The following is a 19,649-nucleotide window of genomic DNA, read 5'->3' as shown; positions in this document are numbered from 1 at the left end:
CAGCTACCCGCAAGAAGTGCGGCGGCTCGAATCGAACATGAGAAGAAAAAGTAATCACCCATTAATTCGTCTGGCCAGACAGGGTGGTTACTTTTTTGTGTTTGAGATGATTATTACGAAAAAATAAGGTTGCGAATGCTATCATGAGTGTTAAAGCTTCGTAAGTAGTCATCATCGGTTACACCCCCCTTCTTTCGGGGATGCCACCGCCACCCTGCTTATGTAACTGCGTTTTAATTATACCATACCATATCAGCCTCAAAATCAACTTGAAGACCCCATTTTGGCAGGGTTTTAATTAGATACTTTTACATAACCAGCATTACTGACTTTATTATAGTCTCTATAATTAATAATAAAGAATAATACATGATCCTCTGTAACTATAGTTTCATTTTTCCCTAAATCACTCTTCGCAGTTACTAGCGAGTCATATAAGAACCCTCTAACCTTTTCTCCTTCAATACTTAACATCATAAACACTCCAATTAACGATTTACTATATTATTTGAATATGCACAAAAAGCGAACATACGCTCTAAGTATACACTATTCTTGTTGGTAAAAGTACAGCTATTTATAGCTTTAGCACACACATTTCTTATTCGAAGAAAATCTCTCTATAATACCTCCTGGTCTTATGTAACTAATCAAAAAAAGGCAACCGGCAATAAAAATGTCCCGGTCCCCTAGTTTTTGTTGCTACAGGTAAACATGTATGAAAAATGACTCTTTATCTTACCTACCCTTTGAACAACAATCACAAACAAACTTTGGAAAAGTTGATGGAAATAGAAAGAAAAAACGCCCTAATAAAGGGGCGTCTTTCAAAGCCTGTAATCGTGATTTACGCAGTTGTGTGCGTTAATCATATTATGTTCTAATCAAAAGTATTATAATCTTTTTTAATAACTGCGAGGTTTAAAGTTCAAAGCCAGCAGATATAATGCTTACCAACTAATTTTTGCATATGTCATTGGCGAATATAAACCGGTCTAATGCTTGTTATCCGTTTTCATAGTTAATATCAGGTGAAACAAATATTTCAAACCATTTTGACGATTCCTTTTTTATAAAAGTCTGGTTTTGCTACTAATATGACAGGTTCTTTCTCTCCAGTTTGCTGTGCCTTCACACCAGCATCCGCTGTTACAGATGCAATATAACCATCCCATGAAGTCGGACCATTAGGCTCACCTGTTTTTTGACCGAATCCATAAAATCCTGTAATTCTTTGTCATACGCATCCTTAAAACGCTGTTTCCAGTACATCAAAATGCTTGTGCCCAGATTAGCTTCCTTCCGGGTGATGATGCTGGTCACTTCTGGCAGATTGACCACGCCATGGCTATCAGATAACATTAGCTATTTTTCAGGCCAGATTTTTGCCTCTGGTTCTAGAAGCCATTTATGTTCTTTCTCCATAATGCGATCCGTCCAAGGATTTTGGTCTAAGTGGCGGATCATCCAGCAAAAATACATGGCATATCCGGGTGCCGTTGCCTGAGGATGATCAAGCTTCCCGGGTATGGTTATATAGCTGTTATGCTCCACACGGTAAGCTTCAGGACCGACCATGGCACAGCCGAACCCTTGGGGTTTGTTAAACCGGTAATAATAAACTTCCGGCTGATCATGATGATGGGGAGGATAGCTGGACCAGCGGCCGGGATAGGAAATGACTTCCCCGATGACTAGATTGGAATATGGAGCATTCGTGTAGTCGAAAATGGTACGGATCACGCGCTCAGCAGTACCGTTCCAGACTCCTTCCCCTGCCACTGTGCTTTGGCAATCCTCAGGTTTATACAGCCTGGGTTCAAATTCTTTCTCATTATCTGTTTTTTGCAGGAGCACTTCACTGGCGGATTGTGCCGTAATCTTCACTTCCACGCCTTTTGGGACATGCAGGCACCATGGGTCTTCTTCAAAAAGGCATTCCCGCTCAATCAACCGGGATTCTCCATTCCATTCCAGCACGACTTTCCCTTCAAGAAGAAGAACGGCTGCCTCTTTTTCTTCGTCCAAAAGAACCTGTTCACTTCCTTCAGATAAAGTGTAGATCCCAATATCCTGAAGCATATCCGTATGCTTTTTTTTCATGTCGGTAATCGTAGTATAGCCTTCCTTTAATTCTCCAAGTTTCTCATACATGCTGTTACCCTCCTATAATCGCCCGTCACTTTTGAACATGCGCATATGGCGTTTCACATTTTCTGCCGCGGCCGCAGTTACCTGTTCTTGATAAGAAAAGTAATCCGTAAAGGGCGCATTCTTATTCACCGTACTAACCACTTGGTTAAACGTTGCGGTAGCCACATTAATTTTGCGGATGCCAAGCCCGATGCTTTTTCTGAAACCATCTTCAGAAATTCCCGAACCACCATGAAGTACAAGCGGAACATCTACCTCATTATGGATTTCTTCAAGACGGTCAAAGCGCAGCCGAGGTTCCCCATTGTACACTCCGTGTGCATTGCCAATCGCTACGGCTAAAGCATCAATCTCTGTTGCAGCCGTGAATGCTTGAGCCTCTTTTACACCGGTCAGCAGGACTTCGAGATCCACTGAACCATCTTCACTTCCGCCGACCTGTCCCAGTTCCGCCTCAACCGTTGCCCCGTATTCCCTGGCCAGTGCCGCCATTTTTTTGGTTTGAGCGATGTTTTTGTCCAGTGAATAATGAGAACCATCGTACATTACAGAGGAAAAACCGGTTTCAAGCGCCTCATGGATTTTTTCTTCCGACAGTCCATGATCAAAATGAACGGCTACCGGAACGTCTGCTTCTTTTGCCGCCGCCACCATTGCTGGCCCGATTAAGTGCAGCGGAGAGTGCTTCAACCTCACTTCTGCAATCTGCAAAATCAGCGGAGACCGGAGTTCTTCAGCGGCAGAGACCGCACCCATAATCATTTCCATGCTGGCCACACTAAAAGCCCCTACCCCGTATAGATGTTCCTCCGCATGAGCCAATATTTCTTTCATTTTTACTAATGGCATAATACCCTCCTTGGCTGACCATTCTTCCTCGACTTTTTTATGCAGTCCTCTTACAGACCGCTTTGCTCTTTTATATATCGCCGTGCTTTCACTGCATATTCAAAAGGATTGGCCATGGAAGGGTCTTGTTCTGCCTCTACGACAAACCAGCCATTATAGCCTGCTCTATCGAGCTCTTCAAACACTGGCTTAAAGTCGATTACTCCATCTCCCGGTACGGTAAACACACCATTCTTTACAGCCTGAAGAAAGCTCAGCTTTTGTTCCCGCACAGCATTTGCAGTTTCCATGCGCACATCCTTTAAGTGAACATGATGAATCCGGTCCATGTGCTTCTTCAAAACATGGATAGGATCCTCGTCCGAAAACACCAGATGCCCTGTATCGTATAAAAGCGACACTTTTCCAGGATCCGTTTCGGCCATCAGGCGATCGATTTCGTCTGTCGTTTGAACGCCTGTACCCATGTGGTGATGGTAAACAATTTTCATGCCTTTTTCTGCCGCAATATCCCCAAGCCTGTGCAGTCCGGCCACCAATAACTCCCATTCGCTTTCTGTAAAGACCGGCTTTTGTTCAAACAACGGTGTTTCCATCTGCCCTTGTATGCTGTTCCCCTGTTCTGAAACAACGATGACTTTTGCACCCATTTCATGCAGAAAGTCTCGATGTTCCTTGAAGGCGGCGATGTTTTCTTCCATCGGTCTGGATGTCAGGAACGCGCTGAACCAGGCGCTCGCAATTTCCAGCCCACGCAGGTGGAGCGCTTTTTTCAATACCTCAGGATCTCGCGGATACTTATTGCCCACTTCGCATCCCGTAAATCCGGAAAGGGCCATTTCACTGATGCATTGCTCAAAGGTAATTTCTCCGCCAAGCTCCGGTAAATCATCATTGGTCCAGCCGATGGGTGCGATCGCCAGCTTTACTCGATTGTTCTCAAACATGATTCCTGCTCCCTTATTTATGTTTTGTTATTTAATACGAGCGTGCTCCGGACAAATTTTCTTCTTTGTTATGAAAGGCAGATTTTATGCTTTCCTTAACCGATACCTCAGCTACCCCTACATGCCACCAAGAATCATAGCCGTGTGTCATCGTTTTCGGAAGCACCTTAATGTCAATCAGCGTACTTATATTTTGCTCTTTCGAAGCAAGGATGGCGGCTTCCAGCTCTTGTGCCGTTCGTACTGTATAGGTTTTAAGGCCATAGCCCTCTGCCACTTTTGCATAATCCACTTCCATTACAGGGCCATCGAGTTTACCTGTTTCTGGATTACGTCGGCGGAATTCCGTTCCAAAGCTCCCCATCCCATTTTCCATCTGCAGATTATTGATGCAGCCGAACCCGGAATTATCAAACAACAGAAGATTTATTTTTTTACCTTCCTGCAGGCTGGTCACAAGTTCACTATGAAGCATTAAAAAGCTGCCATCGCCAACCATTGCATAAACTTCTTTTTCCGGCTCCGCCATCTTTGCGCCTAAAGCTCCTGCGATCTCGTAACCCATGCAGGAATAGCCGTATTCCATGTTGTAGGTGTTCCGGCTTTTCGCTTTCCACATCCGCTGCAGATCTCCGGGGAGGCTTCCCGCTGCGCCGACAATAATCGCTTGAGAATCAATGAGCTCATTCACTTTTCCAATCACACTCGTTTGAGTTAAAGCCGAATCAAACAGTTCCCTGTATTCCGAAAGCTGATCATCGAGCTGTCCAGCAACCTCTGGTGTAAAACCTTCAGTCCAGGTTATTTCATGAAGGCGGTTCAGCTCTTTTTCCCAGCCTTCTTTTGCTTGAGCAATTTCGTTCTTATAGCCTGAGCTGTAATCCCCCAGTGCTTCATCAATAGCGGTCAGCCCTGCCTGGGCATCGCTGACGACTTGAACCGCGTCCAGTTTTGAAGCATGAAATTCGGAAATATTGATGGTAAGTATTTCCGCTTCTGAGAAAAGCTGCTTGGATGCTGTTGTAAAATCCGTAAACCGGGTTCCCACGCCAATGATCAGATCGGCTTCTTTAGCCAAAGTGTTTGCCGCCGAATTTCCGGTTACACCGACTCCCCCCATGTTTAATGGGTGATCGCTTTCGATCCCGCTTTTGCCAGCCTGGGTTTCACCAAATGGGATGTTAAACTTCTCTGCAAACTGGCGGAAGGTTTCTGCCGCTTCTGAATAACGGACTCCTCCTCCAAAAATTAAAAACGGCTTCTTTTTGGATTGAATGAGCGCCGCAGCTTCATGAACACTTTCAACCGACGGCTGGCGGCGGCTGATGCGGTGAATGCGCTTGGCAAAAAAGCTTTCGGGAAAATCCCAGGCTTCACTCTGTACATCCTGCGGAAGCGCAATGGTGACCGCCCCTGTATCTGCCGCATTCGTAAGCACCCTCATGGCATTCAGCATGGCGGACATCAGCTGCTCCGGACGGCTGACCCTGTCCCAATATTTGCTTACTGCACGGAAAGCATCATTGGTGGAAATAGACAAATCATGGGTTTGTTCAATCTGCTGCAGCACCGGATCCGGCTGGCGTGTCGCAAACACATCACCAGGCAGCAAAAGAACAGGGATATTATTTGCTGTGGCAGTGGCTGCAGCGGTTACCATGTTGGCTGCCCCCGGTCCGACAGATGAAGTGGCCGCCATGATCTGTTTGCGGTGCTTCTGCTTGGCATACGCCATTGCCGCATGGGCCATTCCTTGTTCATTGCGCCCCTGATATACTTCCAATTCACCCGGATTCTCTTCCAGCGCCTGTCCAAGACCGAGTACATTTCCATGTCCAAAAATCGTAAAAATCCCTTTTACAAACCGCTGCTGCACGCCATCGAATTCAATGTATTGCTGTTTTAAAAATTTTATGAGGGCCTGTGCTGTAGTTAAACGGATGGTGTTCACTGAAAAGTCCCCTTTCCATTATGGTTTAAGGTATATGTACAAAAGGGAAGCGGCATGGACCGCTCCGTCCCTCCACTTCCCAATTGGTCATATGCATTACTTCAAGTATCGAGCGGTGACCATTTTCTTCCTTGTATAAAATTCAACACCATCTGTGCCATTGGCGTGCAGGTCTCCATAGAAAGAGTCTTTGTAACCGGAGAACGGGAAGAAAGCCATCGGAGCCGGAACACCAATGTTGATTCCAAGCATGCCAGCATCAATGGTTTCACGGAACTGCCGCACCGCTGATGCGCTGTCAGTGAATAAGCATGCACCGTTGGCAAAAGGAGAAGCGTTGGTAAATTCAACGGCATCCGCTAAGTCTTTCACACGCACAATGGAAAGGACGGGAGCGAAAATTTCGTCCTGCCAGATCTGCATATCCTGTGTTACACCTTCAAAGATAGTTGGCCCGACAAAATATCCTTTTCCGTTTACTGCTTCGTCGTTGCGGCCATCCCGTACTAAAACAGCTCCTTCTTCAACTCCCTTTTCGATGTATCCGATTGTACGCTGTTTATGGTTTTCCCTGATAACCGGGCCAAGGAAGACGCCTTCGTCAAGGCCATTGCCAATTCTGATCGCATCAGCCTCTTCTTTAAGCTTTGCAATTAATTCGTCGGCAACAGCATCTTCCACAACGACTACTGAAGCAGCCATGCACCGCTCACCGGCAGAACCAAAGGCAGCTCCCGTAATTTGTTGTGCTGCATTATTCAGATTGGCATCAGCAAGAACAATCGCATGGTTTTTCGCGCCGGAAAGGGCCTGGACCCGCTTTAAGTTGGCGGATGCTGTTTTGTATACGTATTCTGCAACCGGCTGTGAACCCACGAAGGAAATCGCTTTGACCAGCTTGTGCTCCAAGAGGCCGTTAACGACGTCATGAGCTCCGTTCACGATATTTAACACACCATTTGGAAGGCCTGCTTCCACAAACAGTTCAACTAATCGCTGTGCAAGAAGAGGTGTCCGTTCGGATGGCTTCAGCACAAATGTATTTCCGCACGCGATGGCCAGAGGGAACATCCAGCATGGTACCATCATTGGGAAGTTAAATGGTGTAATACCGCCTACAACACCAATCGGATAGCGGTACATTCCGGACTCCAGGCCAGCCGCAATATCCGGCAGCTGTTTCCCCATCATTAAAGTCGGAATGCCTGCTGCAAACTCCACACATTCAATTCCACGGAGAACTTCGCCGTGTGCTTCAACAAAGCTTTTACCATTTTCAATGGTTACGAGTCTTGCAAGCTCGTCCCAGTGTTCCACCAGTAGCTGCTGGTACTTGAAAAGGATGCGCGCTCTTTTCGGGACAGCAACCTGGGACCAGCTTTCAAATGCTTCCTGTGCCGCCCTGACCGCTTTGTCCACTTCTTCCTTTGTAGAGATCGGAACAATAGCAAGTTCCTCTCCTGTTGCAGGATTGTATACTGCCTCCGTTTTGTCTGAAGCGGATTCTACCCATTCCCCGCCAATAAAGTTTTTCAATGTTTTTACAGTAGTGGTTGCCATTTTAGAAAACTCCTTTACTTTTATAATTTTTTATAAATTACTGAACTGTCTCATATCGTGCCGTTTCAATATAATTCATCAGCTCTTCAGTCGTCGGCATGGCATCGGAACAGCTATGCCTGGAAATCACAATGGAGGCAGAAGCGCTGCCCATTTTCATAGCTTCAGAGACATCCTTTCCATTCATTAATCCATAGATAAAGGCGGATGCATAAGAGTCGCCTGCACCAAACGTTTTAAGCACGGTGGTCGGGAATATACCGCTTCGGTGAGATTCTCCATCCTTGGTATAGGCGATGGATCCTGCGCCCCCATGTTTGATGACGACCAGTTTGGCACGGCGGGAGAACCATCTGGCGGCTGTATCCTCATCATTGGATTCCACCGTGTTCAGCAGCTTTTCCATCATGTCAAACTCTTCACGCGTCCCCATAATCACATCGCATTTTTCAGCGGCAAGGTTGTAATAAACGGCGGTTTCCGCTTCATCTGTCCATGTGTAGGGACGGTAATCCAGATCAAAAAATACGGTTACATCATTCTTTACGGCATATTCCAATGCGAGGAACGCCGCTTCCCGTGACGGGCTCTTTGCAAGAGCCGTTCCGGAGACTAACAAGGCTTTTGACTGTTTGATATAATCCTCATCTACATCATATGGATGGAGATTCAAATCAGCGGCGTTATCACGGTACATGAGAATACTGCAATCATCAGGACTTTTAATTTCCGTAAATGCAAGTCCTGTAACCGCACCCTTTTGGTCAACCGATACACCGCTCGTATCAATTTTGTTCTTCTTTAAATAATCGGTAATGAACCGCCCCATTTGGTCATTGGAAACTTTCCCGATAAAACCTGCCTTCTGGCCCAGCCGTGCCGATCCAATGGCAATATTCGCAGGAGAGCCGCCGACATACTTGGTGAAGGTGAGAGTTTCTTCCATCGGACGGTTAATCTCATTTGCATTTAAATCAATGCATAGCCGGCCAATCGCTATAACATCAAGCGGCCGATCTTGTTTAAAGCTAAGAGGATTCATATGGCTTGACTCCTTCCTGATTTTTATTAAATAGCGGCTTGTCGGCTCACTTGGTCCAGCAATACCGGCGCTCCGGTTTCCAGGGATTTCTTAGCTGCTTTGGCAATCCGCTGTGCTTGAAGGCCGTCAAATCCGCTGCAAACGACCGGTTTATCATAAAGAATGGCTTCAGCAAACTCGCTTACTTCATCAATGTAGGCTTGTGTATAGCGTTCCAGGAAAAAATGCAGCGGTTTGTCTTTTGAAACGGATTCAGCAGTGGATACCTCCACGTTTGTCGGCCGGTTGTTCTCGGCTTGGGCGGCGCCATTGCTTCCAAACACCTCCAGGCGCTGATCATATCCATATACCGCTTGGCGGCTGTTGTCGATCACTCCCAGTGCCCCATTTGCAAACTTTAGCGATACAATGGCGGTATCGATGTCACCGGCTTCGCCTATGGATGGATCCACCAAAACAGCTCCATAGGCCGAAACTTCTACAACTTCGCTGCCCATGATATACCGGGCCATATCAAAATCGTGGATCATCATATCCATAAACAGTCCGCCTGATGTTTTTATGTAGTCCACTCCCGGCGGCTGGGGATCACGCGATGTAATACGCAAAACATGAGGCGCACCCACGGCTCCGTCCTGGACAAGCGAGCGTATTTTCCTGAAATTTGGATCAAACCGGCGGTTGAATCCGACTTGAAGTTTTACCTTTGCCTTCTCCGCTGCACTAAGGGCGGCTTCCGTTTCTTTAAGGGAAAAGCTTACTGGTTTTTCACAGAAAATATGTTTTCCTGCGGCAGCCGCTTCCATGATCATTCCGGCATGTGTATTGGTCGGAGAACAAATAAAGACTGCATCGATCTCGGGATCATTCAAAATTTGGCGGTAATCTGAGGTTAATACTTTAATTTGTTTGTCCTTCGCCCATAATTCAAGGTGATCCACTACTATATCTGACACACTCTTCACCTGAATATCAGGAACCAGCCTTAAGTTATCCACATGCAATTTGCCAATTCTTCCAGCACCAATTACTCCTACATTCAAACTCATGTTTCTCCTCCTCCTTAAGCAGTTTCCATTTTTGAGTTAAGCGCTTTCCTTAAACTTTAATCCCACCTGGTAATTTATACCACGATAAGAAAGTCATTATTTTAGTTAAGCGCTTAACTTAAAGGCCAAATAAAAGTGCCGATTAATGTACCGGCCTTTTTATACATCCCTTACGTCAATAACCGATTCACGCTCAATTAATCTCGGTGTCAATAAAATTCGATGTCCTTGCAAATCCGGCTGTTCTATAGATTTCAGCAGCTGCTGAATGGAATAACGGGCCAGATCCGAAATGGGCTGGGCGATCGTAGTCAACCCAGGGTCTGCAATTTCGGCATGAATGGTATTATCAAAACCGATCACAGAAATATCATATGGAATGGAAACATTCGCTTTGCGCGCTTCATTCATGAATACGGCTGCGATTAGATCGGTTGAAGCAAAAACGGCAGTGGGCTTTTTCTCCATCTGAAGAATTTTGCTGGCCGCTTGTTTTGCATTCTCAATTTTTGATACCGCATCAATAACGGACGAGCCTTCCAATTCAATCCCCTGATCATGAAGTGCCTGTTTAAATCCTTTTAGCCGAAGCAGGCCGCTTGCTCTATTCAGCTCTGTAATGACTGCCATTCTGCGATGCCCTTTAGCCAGCAAGTAGCTTCCTGCAAGGTATCCGCCTCTCGTGTCATCCGTGCTTACCACCTGGGCAGACAAAGCCATATGGTCAATCGAAAACATGACATGAGGGACCTTACGGTTCTGCAGCCTTTGAAATGCACTTAAGTCTTTAGGCTCGGTGGCAATAATAATGCCGTCCACCTGTTTTTTTAACAGCAGTTCGAGATATTCTTGTTCCCGTTCCATTTGGTAATCTGTACTGCATAAAATAATTGAATAGCCAATTTCGCGTGCATTATTTTCAAGCGCTCGGGCTACCTCAGCAAAAAATGGATTGGCAATATCAGGGACAAGCACACCAATCGTATATGTTCTTTTTCCGGTAAGCGCAGCAGCCAGGCTGCTGGGCTGATATTCAAGCTGCCGCATGATATCAAACACTTTTTTCTTCGTCTTGTTACTGATATGCCCGGTATTATTTACTACTTTGGAAACCGTAGCTATTGAGACACCCGCCTTTTCGGCTACATCATAAATGGTAGGCTTCATGTTGGTTTAAACTCCTCAAAACTTTCCTTTTCACTATTCTATCATGCCAGAAAGGACACGGGTTAGTTTCGGTTTTTATTTTGAAATCTTCTTCAGGAATTCCAGTTTTTCTTCTGCATTGTCTTTTGTAATTATATCAATCCCGCTGTCGATGCGGTTCTTAACTTTTTTCCCTTTAATGGCTTTCAAGGCATTCTCAACCCCTTTGTAGCCCATGTTATACGGGCTTTGGGCAATTGTTCCTGCAAGGCCGCCGTCTAAAATGGATTTTACCGCTTCCTCTGTTCCGTCCGTCCCAATGATTTTTACATCCAAATTCTTGGCTTTTACAGCGCGAAGCGCACCAAGGGCCATATCGTCATTTGCGGAGAACACACCTTTAACATCCTCATTTTTTTCCAGGATATTCTCCATTACAGACATTGCCTTTGTTTTATCGCTGTCAGCAGGCTGTTTGGATACCACTTCCATTCCGGCTTTTTTAAGAGCTTCCTCTGCCCCTTTAATCCGTTCGTCCGTGGCCGGGTTTCCAAGAGCCCCCTGGATCAGCACGACTTTATCCCCTTTTTTGAGCATGGAGGCCAGCAATTTACCGCCTTCTTGTCCCGCGGTAAAGTTTTCTGTTCCGATAAATGTTGTCTTCCCTTTAAAATCTGCATTTGAATCAATCAGTAGAACCGGCACTTTAGATTTAACGGCACTTTCCAGGGACGGCGCAACCGTTTCAGGCTGTGACGGTGCAACAACAATGGCTCCCGGAGACTGGCTTAGCTGGTCTTCAATCATGTTCACCTGCTGCATGACTTCCGATTCCGCGTTGGGACCTACTACATTAACATTGACACCATGCTTTTTACCTGCAGCTTTCGCCCCCGCCTCGACATATTTCCAATAAGGGCTGGATAACGTTTTCAAAACAACGGAAACATTTTCATCTCCTCCCCCTGAACCATTTGCTTTATCGCCGCTGCAGCCAGCAGTCAGTGCCATGCAAGAAACAGCTACTGCTGCACCAAACAGTTTAAACTTTTTACTTATCATGATTGAATTCCCCCATTTTTTGATTTTCAAAGTCTTCCATCCTACTTCTTTTTGTTTTTGCGCTGGCGAAGAACGTCTACATAAACAGCCGCGATAATAACCGCACCAATTATTGTCATCTGGAAATCGGCGGATACGTTCAGCAAGTTAAGCCCGTTTCTCAGCACGGCGATAATGAGAGCACCAATTAATGTACCCCATACAGTACCCACGCCCCCCAGGAAGCTAGCTCCACCGATAATGACGGCAGCTATTGCATCAAGTTCGTAGGAAAGTCCTGCAAGCGGGAAGGCAGAGTTAACACGGCCAACCATGACGAGGCCTGCAAGTCCTGCCATCAAACCACTGATCGTATAAACAATAATCAGTACCCGATCCACATTGATCCCAGAAAGGCGGGCCGCTTCAGGATTTCCACCAATCGCATAGATATAGCGCCCGGTTTGTGTTCTTGTTAAAAAAATATGGAAGATGACATACACTGCAATGACGAGTATAAAACTCACAGGGATAGGACCGACAAATTCTCTTCCGATAAATTGAATCATGTACGGAAAGCCAGCAATCGGTGCAGCCGCTGTAATGATCAGCGCGATCCCGCGGGCAATGTTCATCGTTCCCAAAGTTGAAATGAACGGATGCGGAAGACGAAGTTTGGTTAATAATATTCCGTTAAACCAGCCGAACCCCGAACCCACGCCAAGACAGACGAGAATCCCGATAAAAGGATTGCTGCCCATGTTCACTGTGGTAACACCCATCAGCATCACTGAGATAGCCAGTACTGAACCAACAGACAAGTCGATCCCTGCGGTTAAAATCGGAAGCAGCATTCCGATGGCCAGCAGCGAATTGATCGATGACTGGCGTGCAATGTTCATCACATTGTTTACCGTCAGGAACCTGTCAGACAATACTGTTAAGACGACTACCAATAAGACGAGGCCAATCAGCGGCGCGAACTTGCTTAGTATATTTTTGATCGTTAGGTTCTTTTTTACTGTACCATTTTCCTTTTGAACAACGATTTCACTCATATTTTCACCCTCCTGTAGCCGCTTTCATAATTTTCTCCTGAGAGGCATCTTCAATTTTAAAATTAGCGGTAAATTTCCCCTCACTCATGACAAGCACACGGTCGCACATTCCGAGAATTTCTGGCAGCTCTGACGAAATCATAATGACAATCGCTCCGTTTTCAACAAGGCGGTTCATTAAGCGGTATACCTCCACCTTTGCCCCTACGTCAATTCCTCTTGTCGGTTCATCAAAGATGAAAACTTTTGCTTGGGTGCACAGCCATTTGGCAATGACGATCTTCTGCTGGTTCCCGCCGCTTAAGTTGCGGGCATTCAATTCCAGGTTATTCGGCCGAACCTTCAGTTCATTAATATAATTTTCCGATTCCTCACGTATGGCATTCAAATCAATCAATCTGGATTTACCAGTAAATTTCTTCATGTTTGCCATAACGATATTGAAGTCCAGCTTTTGATCAAGAAGAAGCCCTTCCCCTTTCCTGTCCTCTGTGATAAAAGCAATCCCGGAATTAATGGCATCCCTTGGAGACTTGATCTTTACTTCTTTCCCATCAATAAAGATCTTGCCATTCTTGCTTGAATCCGCTCCGAAAATGGCTCTTGCAAGCTCCGTACGCCCGGCGCCAACCAGGCCTGAAATACCTATGATTTCGCCATACCGGACAGAAAATCCGACAGGTTCCTGAGTCCCTTCCACCTCAAGGCCCTCGACCCTGAACCCTTCTTTGCCAAGTGTAAAGTTTTGTTTGGGGAATTTTTCATCCAAAGAACGTCCAACCATCAATTCTATCCAGTAATCCGTTTCTGTTGTTCTCACTTGTAATGTATCAATCTTGAAGCCATCTCTTAGAATGGTAATCCGATCGCCCAGCCTTCTGATCTCTTCCAACCGGTGGGAAATGAAAACAATAGCAATCCCTTTCGCCTTCAGAGACTCCACACAGTTATACAGCTGGTCTACTTCCTGGGCACTGAGGCTGGAAGTAGGCTCGTCCATAATAATCAGTTTTGCATCCAAAGCAAGCGCTTTGGCTACTTCAACGAGCTGCTGCTGGCCGATCCCCAGTCTCGAAACCTGCATATCTGCAATATTAGGGTTTTGGCCGAGCATCTTTAAGCAACGCTTCGCTTCCTCATGCATGGCGTTGTGATCAAGCAAAGATCGTTTTCCACTGCGCTTTAATTCCCTGCCAAGAAAAATATTTTCATAAACTTTGAGCTGGGGAATGAGGTTCAGCTCCTGATAGATGGTCGCAATCCCTAAATTCATGGCATCAACGGGAGTATTAAGGTCTACCATTCTACCTTCCCAGTAAATCTCCCCTGCATCTTTCTGATAGGCTCCAGTTAATATTTTAATAAGTGTAGATTTTCCGGCCCCATTTTCACCGAGCAGAACATGGACTTCCCCCGCCTTTACATCAAAATCAATCCCTTTGAGCACATGGTTTTGATCGAAACTCTTTTTAATTCCTCTGATCTCGAGAAGACTTTTTGTTTCAACGGCCATATCCAAGCCCCTTTCTTTTTAAACGTCCACCAAACGAAGGAAAGCGCTTACCTTTAATGCCTAAAAATTAACCAACGTTCACCAAAATCGAATTATTCTCCAGTGATTCATAGCTTTTTTCCAGATAGCGAGCCATGTCCACTGAATGAGCTGCATTATAGGCCGGCTGTTTATTCTTGAGGATGCATTCATGAAAATGCTCGACTTGGTTTAAATATTGGTCATCCGAATGTCTTTCCAGTAATATTACATGATAATTGCTGTCCCTTACCGTTACCTTCCCAAACCCATCACTGGATTCATCCGGACGGAAGGAGGAATCCACTGTTATGGAGCCCTTAGAACCGATAATTTCATAACGGTTAATGAATGGCATCTCCATTGATGCAAAGATCTCAGCTATCCGCCCATTTTCATCAGCCATTACACAGGTGGACGTAATATCAACTCCATACTTTGAAGGAATTCGTGCCGTCATGGAGAGGTTTGCCGGTCTAAAGCCAACGATCTGGGTTACAGCATGAATTCCATAACAACCTACATCCCGCATCGCCCCTCCACCAAGTTCCCTGGATAGGCGGATGTCCTCATCGTTATCAAGCATCCAGGAAAAATGGGCTTTTACATGGCGCCATTCACCGATTACTTCTGATACAAGAAGCTCTTTTACTCTTTCATGCTGTTTATGAAACTGATACATGAAAGCTTCCATAAAGACAACATCATTTTTATCGGCCGCCTCTTTAATGGCAACCATCTCAGCCTCTGTCAATGCCGCTGGTTTCTCCAGAAGAACATGCTTTCCATGATTCATCGCCTTCACTGCCCATTCTGCATGGAGAGCATTAGGTAGCGGTATATATACAGCATCTATGTACGGGGCTTTTAAGAGTGCATCATACCTTTCGTAGATTTCAGGGACTTGAAAACGTTCTGCTTTCCCTTTGTTTTTGGAAGCAACTGCAGTCACAAATCCATGGCCTGAACGTCTGAGGGCTGGAACAAGCTGATCATAAGCAATATTGGCTGCACTCAGAATTCCCCATTTAATCTGCGTCATAAATAGTTGATCCTCCTCTCATCAGCGAACCAAAGGAGGGGCTGTAACAGGATACTGGACGGTTTTAAGCTCCCCCGTTTCAAAGGCTTCTTTGCATGCGTAGCCCAAACAAGTAGAAAGAACGCCGTCTTCAACAGTAACTTCAGGCTGCCTGTTTTCCAGAATGCAGGATATAAACTCTTCCGCTTCACTTAAATAGGCCTGTTCAAAACGTTCAAGGAAGCCGTCTGAACATTCATTTACCGCTCCGCTTTCGTCAAAGACCGTAACCCTGTTCTTTTCAGGAACCGTCCCGATTCTCAAACTGCCTTTTGTACCGATAATTTCAGTTTCAATATGGTAACCATGCGCACAATTGCGGCTGGCAACAAAAATGCCCATTTTATTATTTTCAAATTTAACGAGAGCTGCTCCCGTTTCTGCATCATTCAGCTCTTCAAATTCTGTATAGGCATAATTCCCACCGATCGCCCACACCTGCCGGGCCTCCGCATTCAGAAACCAACGTGCCAGATCCAAATCATGAACGGCCATGTCCAGGAATAAACCGCCGCTGTAATTCTTTTTGGCAAACTTCATAAATCCGTCCATCGCCTTTGCGGGATCAAGCCCATAACAGCGGATTAAAACAGGCTCGCCAATCTTGCCTTCCTCTATCTTCTTTTTCGCATAAGCATAGGAATGGTCGTATCTCCTCATAAAACCGAGCATAAACACCTTTTCTTTATTTCTGTTTACCGCTTTCTGAACCCGAATCGCTTCCTCCAAGTATAAACCAAGTGGTTTTTCACTGAACACGTGAAAACCGGCGTGTAGTGCTTTTTCAATTTGCTCACAGTGAAAACCGGACGGAGTTGCAATGAAAATGGCATCCAGTTCTTTATTAGCCAGCATCTCATCGTAATCTGTGTAAGCATATGGAACATTCCACTCTTTTTTCACCTGTTTCACGGCTTCAGAGTCTATGCTGCAAACAGCGGCCAACTCACAAAAAGGAATCCGGAATGCCAAGTTTTCCGCATGCTGCCTGCCCAGCCTGCCCAGTCCGACAATCCCCACTTTAACTATTGTTTTATGCAAGAGCTTCACCTCACTTCAAATAATTAAGCGCTTTCCTAAAATAAAAAAGTATCTATTCCTAAACGGACAATAAAACTATGCAATTAAAAACTATTTTTGCACTAGTTGTAGGAAGTAAAATAGGAAAGCGCTTTCCTTTTACTTATTATACTTTTCTGACTATTTATGAGTCAATATAAATTTTTGAATTCAGAATGAAATACCTTTGTGCATCACTTTATGAACGATCCCTCTTGGCAAAAGCCGATAATCTCGCCCTATACTGAGACCCTTCTGAAGGACTACTTTTCCACAGAGCAAGCATAAAATTCAAGCTATCAGACACAAGATATGAGTACAGCAGGTATGAAAAGAATTGTGGGAACTAAACTATAGGGTTGAAATAAGTTCAGGAGAGAAGTGAGGAATAAAAAAAAGATTTAAGATTTGAAAACTATAAATGTTTATATTATATATATAAGGAATATAGTAGAAAAAGGGAGTTTGGGCCACTAACCAATACTCCCAGTATGAAGTGCAGTGGCTAAGTAAATAAGGCAACAAAAAAGTAATCTATACCTGCATTGGCCGTGCAGGGTGGGTTGTTTTTTTGTGTTGGTAACCGCGGATTACTACGACATTTTCCCCCTGGTTTATTTGGGAACGTTCCCAATGATATTGAGTAGATAACTTAAAACATGCTTTTATCCAATCTTAACATGAATGATATTATCAGTTAATAGGCAACCTTATTTTCTCTTTATTTACTTCACTGTTCTGAGCATCACTTATACTTGCCACTTAATGCCACTTTGTTAACAGGTCCACCCATCAAACGCCATCATAGATACTTATCGCAAGAATAAGTGCTTCTGCTTCTTAGTAAACACTATCCCCAACTTTCTTTCATAATGCTGGAAAAACAATAATAAATAAAGCTGTTTGACATATCCCTAATGTAATATGTCAAACAGCTTATTTTGTTTTTTAAAAATTAGGTCGTCATCCTATTCTTTAATAGATTTTAAAGTATAAAGTTTATGCCACTTAACATATGTTTCTTGCTTTAAGCTTAACCTTTTACAACCCCTGCTGTCATTCCTTTTACTAATTGCTCTTCTAATAACATGTAAATAATAAAAATATCAACATCTCCATTTAGCACAGCTATTAAAAAAGTAACTTTTGTTTCTTTATTGCATTAACAATCTCATCCGCTGTTACCAAATAGGCATATCTTCTCGGGAAAGTGAGGGGGAAGAACGGCGTTTGGGGTTCTTTAAGGAAATCAATATGCGATAAACGCTTCTCATATCCATGGACAATTGAAAATTATAAAAAACAATGAAGAAGAAGTGAGTGCAACTCACTTCTTCTTTAGATTCCTTACATCATACCTTTAACCGGAAAGTAACCTATTTCTCTTTAAGAAACGATCCATTCGATTCAAATTATTTTGGCAGTGTGAAAAACTCTGTACTTACACTATAATTCCCTGCATATCTACCGAGTGCACTTAACTTCTCTAAGTTAACCTTATAATTACCCAAATAGTATTGATCTTGGATGTGATAACGAATCATTTGTCCAATGACTAAATGGTCAGTGCCAAGTGGAATGATTTTCTCTAGCCGGCATTCCATTTGGATCGGTGCTTCCTTTACACGCATTGGCTTCACTAAGTCACTAGGAATGGGAGTTAACTGCGCCTCCTCAAATTCATTAACATGACGGGTAGAATTTTCAGCTGTTTTCTGCATTTGATTACCTAATTCAGATGATACCACGTTAATGACAAACTCTTTTTGTGAGCGTATATTCTGAAGTGTGTCCTTTACTGTTCCTTCACGTTCGCCTGTCTATTGAAATACATAACAGGGGAGGTTGCCTTGATGCCACTGTGAAGAAACTGTATGGAGCGAGATTTAATTCCCCTTCTTCAGAAATCGTCGATACCCATGCGATTGGCCGAGGAACAACTGCACCTGTTAACAATTTGTATACGTCTTTTGCTGCGAGCTGAGATGGGTTAAATTGCACGGGCTTTCTCTCCTTTTCCTTCACTTTTTCATTGTAATAAAACGTTCCACCCCTACTTTTAACGGATGAAAAGATTAGTATTCATTTAGTTGTAACTGGGATAGGCGATAAGTATGATGATCACTAGAACATGGCTGCCCAGTCGAAATCTCAAACGTCTTTTTTGATAGATTCATAACGATCGAAAAAACGGTACAACTGGCTGAAATCCGTCCTAAGTCTACTGGATATAAATCACCGTGGCGGCAAATTGAATCTGGGTAGCCGAAGTGATCTGTAAATATATGATTGAGTGTCTGCTCATCGATATCAGATTTATGTGTGGATAATAAATTAAGAGAACGCCAATAACGGACAAAGGTGTCAGGGAATTTTTCTCTGGCAGTATCTAAAAAATCCATCCGCTTACTTACAAAATGATTGGTATGGTTGATTGTCCCTGCAGATGGATATAATACATCAAAATCGGTACATGTTGATTCAATATCGAATGCGACACCTTCATCATCCGCAACTAGAAAATTAGCAGCTGTTCCGCGTCGTAATCTTGCAACTTGTCCGACTGCTTGTGAGATCGATTTGCTGTTTAAAATCCCCCGAAGAACGATATGAATGGGAACTCCCATGGTATTGTTTTTTGTTCCAAGCAAATTTAAGCAAACACCTAGACCTTCACTATTCATTCCAATCTTCCCAACAATCCCTGCTTCTGTAGCCATTAATATTTTTGGCCGCGGGGTTTGATCAATTTCTAGAATGATGATTCCTGGCTTAATAACATCATTCCAATCCCAATTTTGACCAAGTAATGTTTCATTGTTTTTAGTAACTTCTGGCAGAACAGCAACACTTGTGCAGCCATCTGTATTTAAAATAATTTCACTTCTTGAATTTAATGCTACAATATCCAGCAATGGCTGATTCGATCCTTCGCTTATTCCAATGATCTCATTCATGATTTCCTGGTCATATTTTTCAATCCAAGGAATATAATCGGCAGCACGGTTTGTCGCGGTAGCCCAATCTACACCAGCCATATCCATGAAAATCTTTTTGTAGGTATTTATATTGTGAACGATTTGCTTTTTAGCTTTCATTCCAATTTGCCGGCCGCGTTCAAGTGCAGAGCCACTTACTTGGATCAATGGAAAAGGCTGCAATGTGGTTCCCCCTAATCAAG

General features: G+C 44.1%; 18 protein-coding genes and 1 pseudogene. All 19 read right to left on the bottom strand.

From position 1 onward, the window contains the following. Window positions 1-61: 61 nt before the first annotated feature. Window positions 62-172 carry a putative holin-like toxin gene (locus M1K46_RS25895; protein ID WP_375162226.1) on the bottom strand — a complete coding sequence of 37 codons (111 nt, stop codon included), beginning with the start codon at window positions 170-172 and terminating at the stop codon, window positions 62-64. 122 nt (window positions 173-294) lie between these two features. After that, entirely contained in the window at window positions 295-474 is a 180-nt protein-coding gene (locus M1K46_RS19910; RefSeq protein WP_256227411.1) for a hypothetical protein, read from the bottom strand. Between the two features lie 571 nt (window positions 475-1,045). Next, a pseudogene (locus M1K46_RS19905) lies at window positions 1,046-1,344 on the bottom strand (Gfo/Idh/MocA family oxidoreductase); the annotation flags it as partial. Window positions 1,345-1,365: 21 nt separating this feature from the next. Next, the gene (locus tag M1K46_RS19900) at window positions 1,366-2,154 is read right to left on the bottom strand and encodes a 5-deoxy-glucuronate isomerase (RefSeq protein ID WP_256227410.1); all 789 of its coding nucleotides are present in this window, start codon (window positions 2,152-2,154) and stop codon (window positions 1,366-1,368) included. Window positions 2,155-2,166: 12 nt separating this feature from the next. Beyond that, on the bottom strand, window positions 2,167-3,003 hold the full coding sequence (locus M1K46_RS19895) for a class II fructose-bisphosphate aldolase (protein ID WP_091009909.1): 837 nt from the start codon (window positions 3,001-3,003) through the stop codon (window positions 2,167-2,169). A gap of 50 nt (window positions 3,004-3,053) precedes the next feature. Continuing rightward, window positions 3,054-3,950 carry a myo-inosose-2 dehydratase gene (gene iolE, locus M1K46_RS19890; protein WP_256227409.1) on the bottom strand — a complete coding sequence of 299 codons (897 nt, stop codon included), beginning with the start codon at window positions 3,948-3,950 and terminating at the stop codon, window positions 3,054-3,056. A gap of 31 nt (window positions 3,951-3,981) precedes the next feature. Then, a complete protein-coding gene (gene iolD / locus M1K46_RS19885; RefSeq protein ID WP_256227408.1) occupies window positions 3,982-5,901 on the bottom strand; it encodes a 3D-(3,5/4)-trihydroxycyclohexane-1,2-dione acylhydrolase (decyclizing) in 1,920 nt (639 codons plus the stop codon). Window positions 5,902-5,997: 96 nt separating this feature from the next. Continuing rightward, the gene (locus M1K46_RS19880) at window positions 5,998-7,461 is read right to left on the bottom strand and encodes a CoA-acylating methylmalonate-semialdehyde dehydrogenase (protein WP_256227407.1); all 1,464 of its coding nucleotides are present in this window, start codon (window positions 7,459-7,461) and stop codon (window positions 5,998-6,000) included. Between the two features lie 37 nt (window positions 7,462-7,498). After that, the gene (gene iolC, locus M1K46_RS19875; protein ID WP_256227406.1) at window positions 7,499-8,503 is read right to left on the bottom strand and encodes a 5-dehydro-2-deoxygluconokinase; all 1,005 of its coding nucleotides are present in this window, start codon (window positions 8,501-8,503) and stop codon (window positions 7,499-7,501) included. Between the two features lie 26 nt (window positions 8,504-8,529). Beyond that, window positions 8,530-9,552, bottom strand: coding sequence for an inositol 2-dehydrogenase (gene iolG, locus M1K46_RS19870; RefSeq protein ID WP_091009924.1), 1,023 nt, complete (start codon window positions 9,550-9,552; stop codon window positions 8,530-8,532). Between the two features lie 159 nt (window positions 9,553-9,711). Further along, window positions 9,712-10,719 (bottom strand): LacI family DNA-binding transcriptional regulator, encoded by a 1,008-nt coding sequence (locus M1K46_RS19865; protein ID WP_256227405.1) that lies wholly within the window; start codon window positions 10,717-10,719, stop codon window positions 9,712-9,714. Window positions 10,720-10,794: 75 nt separating this feature from the next. Next, a complete protein-coding gene (locus M1K46_RS19860) occupies window positions 10,795-11,760 on the bottom strand; it encodes a sugar ABC transporter substrate-binding protein (protein WP_256227404.1) in 966 nt (321 codons plus the stop codon). Between the two features lie 41 nt (window positions 11,761-11,801). Continuing rightward, complete coding sequence (locus tag M1K46_RS19855) at window positions 11,802-12,797, bottom strand: ABC transporter permease (RefSeq protein ID WP_062234559.1); 996 nt, start codon at window positions 12,795-12,797, stop codon at window positions 11,802-11,804. Between the two features lie 4 nt (window positions 12,798-12,801). Then, window positions 12,802-14,310 (bottom strand): sugar ABC transporter ATP-binding protein, encoded by a 1,509-nt coding sequence (locus M1K46_RS19850; RefSeq protein ID WP_256227403.1) that lies wholly within the window; start codon window positions 14,308-14,310, stop codon window positions 12,802-12,804. Window positions 14,311-14,377: 67 nt separating this feature from the next. Next, window positions 14,378-15,370 (bottom strand): Gfo/Idh/MocA family protein, encoded by a 993-nt coding sequence (locus tag M1K46_RS19845; RefSeq protein ID WP_091009930.1) that lies wholly within the window; start codon window positions 15,368-15,370, stop codon window positions 14,378-14,380. Window positions 15,371-15,391: 21 nt separating this feature from the next. Continuing rightward, a complete protein-coding gene (locus tag M1K46_RS19840; protein WP_234293234.1) occupies window positions 15,392-16,450 on the bottom strand; it encodes a Gfo/Idh/MocA family oxidoreductase in 1,059 nt (352 codons plus the stop codon). Between the two features lie 1,430 nt (window positions 16,451-17,880). Continuing rightward, on the bottom strand, window positions 17,881-18,216 hold the full coding sequence (locus M1K46_RS19835; protein WP_256227402.1) for a flavin reductase family protein: 336 nt from the start codon (window positions 18,214-18,216) through the stop codon (window positions 17,881-17,883). Window positions 18,217-18,274: 58 nt separating this feature from the next. Further along, complete coding sequence (locus M1K46_RS19830; RefSeq protein ID WP_256227401.1) at window positions 18,275-18,469, bottom strand: flavin reductase family protein; 195 nt, start codon at window positions 18,467-18,469, stop codon at window positions 18,275-18,277. A gap of 74 nt (window positions 18,470-18,543) precedes the next feature. Continuing rightward, window positions 18,544-19,629 (bottom strand): C45 family autoproteolytic acyltransferase/hydolase, encoded by a 1,086-nt coding sequence (locus tag M1K46_RS19825; protein ID WP_256227400.1) that lies wholly within the window; start codon window positions 19,627-19,629, stop codon window positions 18,544-18,546. Between the last annotated feature and the right edge of the window lie 20 nt (window positions 19,630-19,649).

Source organism: Fictibacillus sp. WQ 8-8 (assembly GCF_024494405.1).
Lineage (GTDB): Bacteria > Bacillota > Bacilli > Bacillales > Fictibacillaceae > Fictibacillus_C > Fictibacillus_C marinisediminis.
This window is presented reverse-complemented; position numbering and strand designations above follow the sequence as displayed.